12 protein-coding genes are annotated in these 9349 nt (G+C 39.6%); 4 read left to right on the plus strand and 8 right to left on the minus strand.

Features of this window, described 5'->3' with window-relative positions:
* The 3 genes from ACEW8O_RS03385 to tgt all read right to left on the minus strand — a co-directional run.
* Window positions 1-215, minus strand: a 215-nt coding sequence (locus ACEW8O_RS03385) for an EamA family transporter (protein WP_373493216.1), incomplete at its 3' end; no start/stop codon positions are given.
* A 1-nt stretch (window position 216) separates the two neighbouring features.
* A complete protein-coding gene (locus ACEW8O_RS03390; protein ID WP_373493217.1) occupies window positions 217-1290 on the minus strand; it encodes an LptF/LptG family permease in 1074 nt (357 codons plus the stop codon).
* Window positions 1291-1292: 2 nt separating this feature from the next.
* Complete coding sequence (tgt, locus tag ACEW8O_RS03395) at window positions 1293-2423, minus strand: tRNA guanosine(34) transglycosylase Tgt (RefSeq protein WP_373493218.1); 1131 nt, start codon at window positions 2421-2423, stop codon at window positions 1293-1295.
* 132 nt (window positions 2424-2555) lie between these two features.
* Here tgt and ACEW8O_RS03400 point away from each other — a divergent pair, with 132 nt between their 5' ends.
* Both ACEW8O_RS03400 and ACEW8O_RS03405 read left to right on the plus strand, forming a co-directional pair.
* On the plus strand, window positions 2556-3692 hold the full coding sequence (locus ACEW8O_RS03400; protein WP_373493219.1) for a glycosyltransferase: 1137 nt from the start codon (window positions 2556-2558) through the stop codon (window positions 3690-3692).
* Entirely contained in the window at window positions 3683-4294 is a 612-nt protein-coding gene (locus ACEW8O_RS03405; protein ID WP_373493220.1) for an RNA polymerase sigma factor, read from the plus strand. The genes ACEW8O_RS03400 and ACEW8O_RS03405 overlap by 10 nt, the downstream gene beginning before the upstream one ends.
* Before the next feature lie 12 nt (window positions 4295-4306).
* On the opposite strand, the gene ACEW8O_RS03410 is transcribed toward ACEW8O_RS03405, so the two are convergent.
* The 5 genes from ACEW8O_RS03410 to ACEW8O_RS03430 all read right to left on the minus strand — a co-directional run bounded on the left by ACEW8O_RS03410 (window position 4307) and on the right by ACEW8O_RS03430 (window position 7492).
* On the minus strand, window positions 4307-5212 hold the full coding sequence (locus ACEW8O_RS03410) for a hypothetical protein (protein WP_373493221.1): 906 nt from the start codon (window positions 5210-5212) through the stop codon (window positions 4307-4309).
* 169 nt (window positions 5213-5381) lie between these two features.
* Window positions 5382-5948, minus strand: a complete 567-nt coding sequence (gene nadD, locus ACEW8O_RS03415; RefSeq protein WP_373493222.1) for a nicotinate (nicotinamide) nucleotide adenylyltransferase — start codon at window positions 5946-5948, stop codon at window positions 5382-5384.
* A 13-nt stretch (window positions 5949-5961) separates the two neighbouring features.
* Window positions 5962-6534 (minus strand): guanylate kinase, encoded by a 573-nt coding sequence (gene gmk, locus ACEW8O_RS03420; protein WP_373493223.1) that lies wholly within the window; start codon window positions 6532-6534, stop codon window positions 5962-5964.
* A 6-nt stretch (window positions 6535-6540) separates the two neighbouring features.
* On the minus strand, window positions 6541-6813 hold the full coding sequence (locus ACEW8O_RS03425; protein WP_373493224.1) for an anti-sigma factor: 273 nt from the start codon (window positions 6811-6813) through the stop codon (window positions 6541-6543).
* Between the two features lie 85 nt (window positions 6814-6898).
* A complete protein-coding gene (locus ACEW8O_RS03430; RefSeq protein WP_373493225.1) occupies window positions 6899-7492 on the minus strand; it encodes a sigma-70 family RNA polymerase sigma factor in 594 nt (197 codons plus the stop codon).
* 102 nt (window positions 7493-7594) lie between these two features.
* On the opposite strand from ACEW8O_RS03430, the gene ACEW8O_RS03435 reads away from it, so the two are divergent.
* Entirely contained in the window at window positions 7595-8464 is an 870-nt protein-coding gene (locus ACEW8O_RS03435; protein ID WP_373493226.1) for a lysophospholipid acyltransferase family protein, read from the plus strand.
* Window positions 8465-8624: 160 nt separating this feature from the next.
* A partial coding sequence (locus ACEW8O_RS03440; RefSeq protein WP_373493227.1) for an ATP-dependent helicase occupies window positions 8625-9349 on the plus strand: 725 nt, incomplete at its 3' end.

The following is a 9349-nucleotide window of genomic DNA, read 5'->3' on the forward strand; positions in this document are numbered from 1 at the left end:
GCTACAATTTTGATCAACTCCTTTTGCGGAATACGGATGGAAGACTTTTTAAATACAAATATGATCGCAAGGATGACCGTAGCAATCATCGTCCTGTAAAATACGATCTCCAATGATGGAATACTGATCAGCAGACCTAAAATAGCCGTAAAACCCCAAATCAGTACAATAAAATGGAGCACCAGATAATCTTTGATTGTACTGCTATCCTGCATGTCAACGGGGGACAGTTTTGTACAAAAACAATCCTGTAATCGCAAAAACTATATTGGGCGTCCATACAGCAAGGATGGGATAGGTGGCCCCGGCCTCCGCAAAAGTCCTAGAAAGCAAAAACAGTATGATATAGACAAATGCCAACAAAAATCCTAATGCTATCTGAAAACCTGAGCCACCCCTTGTCTTTTTGGAGGACACGATCACACCTATAAATGTGAGGATAATCGCTGCAAACGGTGACATAAACCTCACATATTTTTCAATCTTATAATAATTGACATTGTCCGCACCCCTATCCTCCAATACTTGTATCTGACGTGTCAGATCAGGTAATTTCAAAGTTTCATGGTGATTGAGGGGCAGGTCAAAGTCATTTGGGGTAATCGACAATAAGGTGTCCAAAGATTCCCCAACTGTATATTCCTCTCCCGTATCATGTAGTACCCGCATCCTCCAGTTTTTTGCAGACCAAGAGTTGATGGCTGTATCCCAGACTATCCTATCTGCGGAAAGTTTGGCAAGCAATTTCCCCTCTCTGATCTGCTCCAAAGTAAAGTTATACCCTGTATTACCAGAAGTGTAATACCTCGAAATGTAAGCATAAAGATCCGGGGCAACTTTGACATGGATATTCTGCTGGGTATAAAACTTGTTCTCTTCCAGCCACCGTGATTTAAATTCAGTCACTCCTGCAGTCGCACCGGGAAGTACCCAGCCATTGAGCAAAAAACTGGCAGCACCTATCATGGACGCCGCAATAAAAAATGGAAACAACATCCTGACAAAGCTGGTCCCACTGCTCAAAATCGCAATGATTTCGGTCCTCCCTGCCATTTTGGAGGTAATGAAAATTACCGAGATGAAGACTGTGATCGGAGTCAGCAGGTTATTCAGGTAAAGGCCATAATTGCCAAGGTAAACCAGGATATATTTGGCCGGCACATTGTTACGGATAAAGGCATCATTCTTCTCGGTGAAATCCAAAACAAGGACAATCAGGATCAGCATCAACACCACAAAAAAGTAGGTCTTGAGAAAATCTTTGATAATGAGTTTGTCGAGAATCTTCATAGTTACAGTCTCCTGCTTACTTTTTCCACCATTTGGTTTTTCCAAGAGGCATATACACCCTCTTTAATCTTTTCCCTTGCCTGTCCCACTAGCCAAAGATAAAAGCTCAGATTATGGATACTGGCAATTTGGGAGGATAATATTTCTTTGCTGATGGTCAGGTGTCTGAGATAAGCTTTGGAATAAAATGTACTTACGTAAGAATTGATATGTGGGTCTATTGGACTGAAATCTTCTTTCCATTTTTCATTGCGTATATTGATGATCCCCTCAGATGTGAACAACATCCCATTACGGGCATTTCTTGTCGGCATCACACAGTCAAACATATCGACACCCAATGCAATTGCTTCAAGGATATTGGCAGGAGTTCCCACCCCCATCAGGTACCTGGGTTTGTCCTTGGGCAGAATATCGGTGACCATTTCGGTCATTTCGTACATCATCTCTGCAGGTTCTCCCACAGATAGTCCACCAATCGCATTTCCATCCCTTTCACAGGAAGCTACAAACTCCGCTGATTGTTTTCGCAGATCTTTGAACACACTTCCCTGTACTATAGGGAACAAGGTCTGTCGAAAACCATATTTACCTTCGGTAGTATCAAATCGATCTATACACCTCTGAAGCCAACGGTGGGTCAGTTCCATGGATTTCCTTGCATAGGAATAATCGCAGGGATAAGGAGGGCACTCATCAAAGGCCATAATGATATCAGCCCCGATTATTCTCTGAATATCCATGACCCTTTCAGGGCTGAAGATATGTTTGGAACCATCTATATGGGATTTGAATATCGCTCCTTCCTCGGTTAGCTTTCTGTTGTTGGCAAGAGAAAAAACCTGATACCCGCCTGAATCTGTCAAAACCGGTCTGTCCCAACCATTGAATTTGTGCAATCCTCCAACCTTTTCCATGACATCGAGACCAGGTCTGAGGTATAAATGATAGGTGTTTCCCAATATAATCTGCGCTTTGATATCCTCGGCCAGTTCACGCTGATGCACTGCTTTGACAGATCCTGCGGTACCAACAGGCATAAAAATAGGGGTTTGGATATCCCCATGATCTGTTTTTAAAACACCCGTCCTTGCTTTACTGCCCGGGTCGGTCGATTCAAGTGTAAAATTCATTCCGGTCTTTTTTCTCCACGGCCACTGAAATTCGCTTGGAGGTCACCTCCATTTTTTCAATCACAAAAATATAAGCTTATTCTTAAATGAATGCTCAATTTGATTTTATATTTGCCCAGCAATTCAAAGGTGATGATAATAGAAATTTTGTGGATCGTTTTTTTTATTGGTTTGGCAATTCAGTTGTTTTATATCTTGGTCCTATTTGGAAGGTTCGCTTTTTTCTACAAACAAAAACCCAACAGGGAGTCCACCGAAAAAGAAGGTGTGACCATTATCATTTCAGCCCACAATGAAAGAATCAATCTGAAAAAACTCATCCCGCTGATTTTTGAGCAGGATTACCCCAATTTTGATGTGATGGTCATCAATGACAGGTCTTTTGACGGGACTCAGAAAATCCTAGAAAAATTGATGGCCATTTATCCCCGTTTGAGGACAGTGACAGTAGATTACACACCTGCACACGTCACCTCCAAAAAATATGCTCTGACCCTTGGTATCAAAGTGGCCAAAAATGACGTCCTGTTATTGACCGACGCTGATTGTTGGCCTAGTACCCCAAAATGGATAGAATTAATGACCTCTCCGGTAAGACTTGAAAGCAAAACATTTGCGATAGGGTTTTCTCAATATGAAAACAGGGATGGATTTCTTAATAAGTGGATACAAATTGAAACTCTTTGGACTGCAATTCAATACATTTCTTTTGCACTCTGGAAATCTCCTTTTATGGGAGTTGGAAGAAACCTTTGTTACAGGAGGAGTTTTTTTATGGACAAAAAAGCATTCAAAGGACTTTGGCAGATCGAATCAGGTGACGACGATTTATTTGTCAACCTATATGCCAATGGAAACAATGCTGCGGTGGTGATAAATCCTGATAGTATCACTTATTCAGAACCTAAAACCACATGGAAATCTTATTTTACTCAGAAGAAAAGACATTTTCATGCCGGGAAATATTATAAAACAAGAAATAAACTCAAAATAGGATGGTATGCTTTCTCACACCTTTTGTTCTGGATTTCAGCAATTAGTTTGTTGATTTTATCGGGATTAAATCAAACTTGGGAACAATTCTTACTCATATTAGGTATAATTGTTGTAAGATCTGCATTGATCACCTCGGTGTTCCGGTCCGCAAGAAGAAAACTTGAAGGCAAAATCCAAGTATTCTGGTCCGGGTTTTTCGATGTGATATATATAGGGTACTTTTGGATTTTGGGTGCAATAGGATACCAATCAAAGAAAGTTAGATGGAAATAAACCAAAGAGGATTTTCAAGTAAGGCATTAGAGGATTTTGATCTCATTGACAAAGCCGTCATTGACAAAGATCAGCAGGCCTTTGCCATGTTGATGAAGCGCTACAAAAAAGCTGTCTATTTCATGATTCTCAAAATGATCAGGGATGCAGATGATGCAGAGGATCTGACTATGGAAGCTTTTGCCAAAGCATTCCGAAATCTTCACAAATTCAAAAAGGATTATACTTTCAGTACATGGCTTTTCAGGATTGCCACTAACAATACCATTGATTTTATCCGAAAGAAAAAATTGAAGACCATGAGTCTCAACACCACCATGAGTGATGATGGCGGAAATGCCGTTACTATAGATGTGGAAGATGATGACAACAATCCGCAGGATGAATATATCAGAACGCAAAGGATTGAAATGGTCAGGATTTTTGTGGACAAGCTTCCCGCCAAATACCGTAAATTGGTACAGCTCAGGTATTTTGATGAACTGTCTTACGAAGAAATCGCCCAAGAACTGGAAAAACCCCTAGGGACTGTCAAAGCGCAGTTGCATAGATCCCGGGAGCTTTTATATGAGATCGCACAAGGGAAAGAAAGGCATATTTAAAAAAAGTAAAAATTAATTTGCCACAAACATGGCTATTAATTTTGTCCTAGAGTTATTGAGTTTCAGGATATTGTTTTCCAATACAAAATCCAAAGTATCATTTACCCCAATTAGTCTGACAAGGCTATCCGACTTATTTATAGTTTCCAGGGTTCTGGGTCCATCATGTTGGACAAAGTTTCTATAACCTGGAATAAAATATGGTGAAGATAAGAATCTGATCCTGATTTGGTCACTTTCATTTATAATTGAATAGCTGGGAATTTGACCATTCATCTGGTATGTCAAATAATTACCAGTGTTCAAGTCAATTCTTTTGCCATCAGGCAAATTGAACGGGTAATTATCCAAAGATATTGAAGTAAACTTTAGAATTACATTATTTGACTCACAAGCTGGATGGGAATATATAGTACCATTGTCATCCACAAAACCCAACAATTTCCAATCTGTTTCAATTAAAGGCACTGACCCTGAACCAACTTGATAATTTACCGGACAACTCAAAATTTTCTCTAAACTTGCCAACACAAATGGATTTCCCACCAAATCGTGATTAGAATTTGATGACAATACATCTCCGGAAATTTTATACCACAATCTCCTTCCGGTGGTTCTTGAGGGCAACAAATCATTTAGGGAAATATAATGCTGTAAGTAAGCACTATGCCAACCCACACAGCTGACTACAGTCAATGTATCACAGATAAGGTTACGGTCTGTTACTGAAAGGTATTTATACTCGCCATGGGATTGTAATTCAAAAACAAATCCAAGACTGTCACCATTAACTTTTTCAATGTCCAAAAATGCTAACTCATCATAAATTTGACCTATAACCCTCCTATTTCCAAGTGAATCATCTTCATTGCAACCCAATAAAAAAGCCATAAGTAAAAAAATCCCAAGATGTTTCATAATACTTTGAATTTATATAGTAAAGTTACTTAAATTCAAAATGTTATTGCTATTATCCAATCATATATTTTTAAGCAAAACTCAATGATAATTAATTCGATTTTATTGAATTCTAAGTTGTCAATATGTGTATTTCCAATTTGAAAACAACTTGAAATATCTCGGTTTTTCACAAAAAAAGTTTTTTGTCCTTAATATAATCCTCCACAGTTTCTGGAAGAAGATATTTGACAGAATTTCCGCCTTTGATTGCCTGTCTGATAAAGGTCGCCGAAATATCCATCAACGGGGCTTCTACAAACCGGACATTGGGATGGTCAATTTTATTGAGCTCTCCCGGTCTTGGATAGACGTACAGTCCGTATTGTTCCAAAATTACCTCGTGGTTTTTCCATTTGTGAAAATGGGTCAGGTTATCACCACCGATGATCAATTTGAAATCATGTTGGGGATGTGTGTCGGTAAGGTAAGTAAGCGTATCGATGGTGTAGCTTGGCCTGGGCATGTGGAATTCCACATCAGAGGCCCTAAAATAAAAATGATCGGCTATGGCGAGCTCTACCATATTTAGCCGATCAAACTCATGTATCAGAGATTTTTGTTTCTTCAACGGATTCTGCGGACTGACTACAAACCAGATTTCATCCAGGTCTGTCCTGTCCTGCATCACATTGGCAATAATCAAATGGCCTATGTGAACTGGATTAAAAGATCCGAAAAACAATCCTATTTTCAAAACTTACAGTTGATTATTTGGAGATAAAATCACCTACGAGATTTTCTGCCTCTGCAAATGATTTATTGATATCATCATTCAAGATGGTCACATCAAATTTATCTTCAAAGGTGGCTTCAAATTTGGCTTTAAACAACCTTCTTGAAAGACTTTCATCTGATTCTGTGCCCCTATCTCTCAGCCTTTCGTGTAACACTTCCAAAGAAGGAACTTTCACATAGATGGCCAAAGCCCGGTCTCCAAAGTATTTTTTCAGGTTGATCCCCCCTTTGACATCCACATCAAAAATCACATGCCTGCCACTGTCCCAAAGTCTTTGGATTTCCTCTTTGAGGGTACCATAAAAATTTCCTTCATACACCTCTTCCCATTCAATAAATTCATTCCGGTCTATTTTTGATTTGAATTCTTCCGGTGTCAAAAAATAATAATCTTTGCCGTGTTGTTCTGTCCTTCCTCTTTTATCCCTGGTGGAAGCAGATATTGAAAAGCCGATATTGGGGAATTTGCCGAGGAGATGTCTGACGATGGTGGTTTTGCCCGAACCTGAGGGTGCCGAAAAAATTATTGCTTTGCCTGATGTCATTAAACCTTATTTGATATCCTGGATTTTTTCGCGGATACTGGCTACCAATTCACTTGGAACAGCATGCTTGGTGCATTTGGTACGAAGTACCTCTTTGATGGCTTTTTCCAAGTGGTAATGTTCAAAACAAGGCTGGCACTTGGCCAATTTTTGATTCAGTATTTCCTGGGATTCAGGAATATTATCTCCATCCAATATACTCTCCAAAAGCTTGAAGCATTTGCTGACGTCGGAACAAGACAATTTCCTTTCTCCTTCTGATTCTAAATTTTTGTTCATGATAATCTAATTGGTAATAACCTTGTTATACTTTCCAATGTTAATTTTATATAATTTAGTTCCTTTCCGACAAAAAAAGAGGTTGTTATTCCTCTTCATCGGTTTTGTATCCCATGTTCTGGGCATAGGAACGCAGCTTGTCTTTCAATAAGTTCCTGGCCCTGTGCAATCTTGACCTGACCGTACCGATTGGGATATCCAGAATCTTGGCCATTTCTTCATAGGTGAATCCTTCCAAATCACACAAGATGATCACAGTCCTAAAGTCAACAGCCAAACTGTTCAACGCATTGGATATCTCGTCCCCGAGCATATCCTTTACGGCGTCCACTCTTAAGTCAGTGGTGATACCGTAGTCAACATCATCAGAGTTGTAATAAGTTTCAACCTCCTGATAATCAATCTTGGCAGGTTGCTTACTCTTCTTCCTATAATCGTTGATAAAGGAATTTTTAAGAATCCTGAACAACCAAGCTTTCGCATTGGTGCCCTGTTCAAAAGAATTGATAAAACGGTAGGCTTTGAGATAGGTATCCTGCACAAGGTCTTTGGCATCGTCCTCATCAAAGGTCAATCTGTAACCAAAATTGTACATGGAATCTATGTGGGGCATAAATTCCTGATCGAAAATGGTGCTCTTTTCCTTATCGGAATATTTTTTTCGCTGTACTTCAGACATAAGTTTCAAAAGTAATCAATGGGTGAATTTATCACTAATTTTTTTGAATAAAGTCGGGGCTTTTGATTTATTTTGGCAATTCTGCCAGCAGGCAGATTTAACTTGCCCCAGAATTTCCTGATTTTAAAAATGGTTATTTTCAAATTGATATCAATCCTTCCGCAGTGGGTGCTCTATATTTTTTCGGACATATTGTTCCTCATCGGGTATTATGTGGTAGGTTATAGAAAAAAAGTGATTTTGGGAAACCTGCAGTATGCATTTCCTGAAAAAACGGAAAGCGAACGCAGGGAAATAGCCCGTCAGTTTTTCAGGAACCTGACAGATTCTTTTGCCGAAATCATCAAAATGTACAGGATATCAAAAGAAGATCTGGACAAAAGAGTCAAAATTGAAAACAAAGAAATTGTCTTGGATGCAATTAAAAAAGGTCAGGTCATCATTGGACTGACAGGTCATTTTTTCAATTGGGAAATGCATCTTCTCCAAATGATGGCCAATGTTTCTAATAAATGTGATGTCGTATATCTGAAGGTGAACAATCCGTTTTTCGAAAAACTGATGCTTGCCATTAGGACAAGATTCGGTGGCGGACTGATTGAGAGATCAGGTTTTCAAAGGGATTATCTCAGAAAAAGAGATCAGCCCAGGTTAATCGTACTGGCCGCCGACCAAAGACCTTCTCATGGTGAAATCAGGTATTGGGCATCTTTTATGAACAGAGAGACAGCTTTTTTTGAAGGGGCAGAAAAACTGGCTAAGCGGTTTAATCACCCCGTCATGTATTCCCATGTTCACAAACCAAAAAGAGGACATTATACCTTTACCTATGAAATGGTAAGTATTCCACCCTATGAAAAGGAAAAGGAACATAGCATCACCGATGCTTACATAGCCCTAACAGAAAAAAACATCAGGGAACAACCTTCGCTTTATCTTTGGAGCCATAAGAGGTGGAAGGACAGTCGATGATGGAATGCTGATGATGCGGATTGTTGTTGATTTTCATCTGCGATCATCTGTTGAATCTGTGTCATCAGCGTTCTATTTTCTGCCAAATCCGCGTCATCAGCGTTCTATTAAAGCCAAAAAATCCATTAACTTTGAAGATTGTAGAATGGAAAGATTAACAATGGATTACCTCAAAGGACTGAACCCCCCACAAAGAGAAGCTGTAGAACATACTGATGGACCCCTGATGATCATCGCAGGTGCAGGTTCGGGCAAAACGAGAGTTTTGACTTACAGGATTGCACATCTTATCCATGGCAAAGGTGTGGATCCTTTCAATATCCTTTCCCTCACCTTTACCAACAAGGCTGCGGCTGAAATGAAGAACAGGATCGAGAAACTGATCGGTTTGGAAGCAAGGAATACCTGGATGGGAACTTTCCATTCCACTTTTGCCAAAATCCTTCGGGTAGAATCGGGAAAAATAGGCTATCCATCCAATTTCTCCATTTACGATACCGATGACAGCAAATCTCTGATCAGGAGTATTGTCAAGGAAATGAAAATTGACGATAAAGTCTATAAACCAAATACGGTACTTTCAAGGATTTCAGGGGCAAAAAACAGGTTGATCTCTTGGGAAACTTACCTCAATGACCCCTTCATCAAAGCTGACGATGAAGCAGCCATGAAACCCAGAATGGGGGAGATTTATAAGATTTACCAGAAAAGACTTTTCAAATCCGGGGCAATGGACTTTGATGACCTGCTCTTCAATACCAATGTGCTTTTCAGAGACCATGCGGATGTACTGAACAAATACCAACAGCGCTTCAAATATGTCATGGTGGACGAGTTTCAGGACACCAATGTCTCCCAATACCTTATCACCAAAAAACTGGCCGC

Source organism: Aquiflexum sp. (assembly GCF_041749095.1).
Lineage (GTDB): Bacteria > Bacteroidota > Bacteroidia > Cytophagales > Cyclobacteriaceae > Aquiflexum.

Excerpts from the sequence above, each read along its gene's own strand:
- ACEW8O_RS03390 (WP_373493217.1), bottom strand. The coding sequence starts at position 1,290 with ATGAAGATTCTCGACAAACTCATTATCAAAGATTTTCTCAAGACCTAC.
- gmk (WP_373493223.1), bottom strand. The coding sequence starts at position 6,534 with ATGACATCAGGCAAAGCAATAATTTTTTCGGCACCCTCAGGTTCGGGC.
- tgt (WP_373493218.1), bottom strand. The coding sequence starts at position 2,423 with ATGAATTTTACACTTGAATCGACCGACCCGGGCAGTAAAGCAAGGACG.
- ACEW8O_RS03430 (WP_373493225.1), bottom strand. The coding sequence starts at position 7,492 with ATGTCTGAAGTACAGCGAAAAAAATATTCCGATAAGGAAAAGAGCACC.
- ACEW8O_RS03425 (WP_373493224.1), bottom strand. The coding sequence starts at position 6,813 with ATGAACAAAAATTTAGAATCAGAAGGAGAAAGGAAATTGTCTTGTTCC.
- ACEW8O_RS03400 (WP_373493219.1), top strand. The coding sequence starts at position 2,556 with ATGATAATAGAAATTTTGTGGATCGTTTTTTTTATTGGTTTGGCAATT.
- ACEW8O_RS03410 (WP_373493221.1), bottom strand. The coding sequence starts at position 5,212 with ATGAAACATCTTGGGATTTTTTTACTTATGGCTTTTTTATTGGGTTGC.
- ACEW8O_RS03405 (WP_373493220.1), top strand. The coding sequence starts at position 3,683 with ATGGAAATAAACCAAAGAGGATTTTCAAGTAAGGCATTAGAGGATTTT.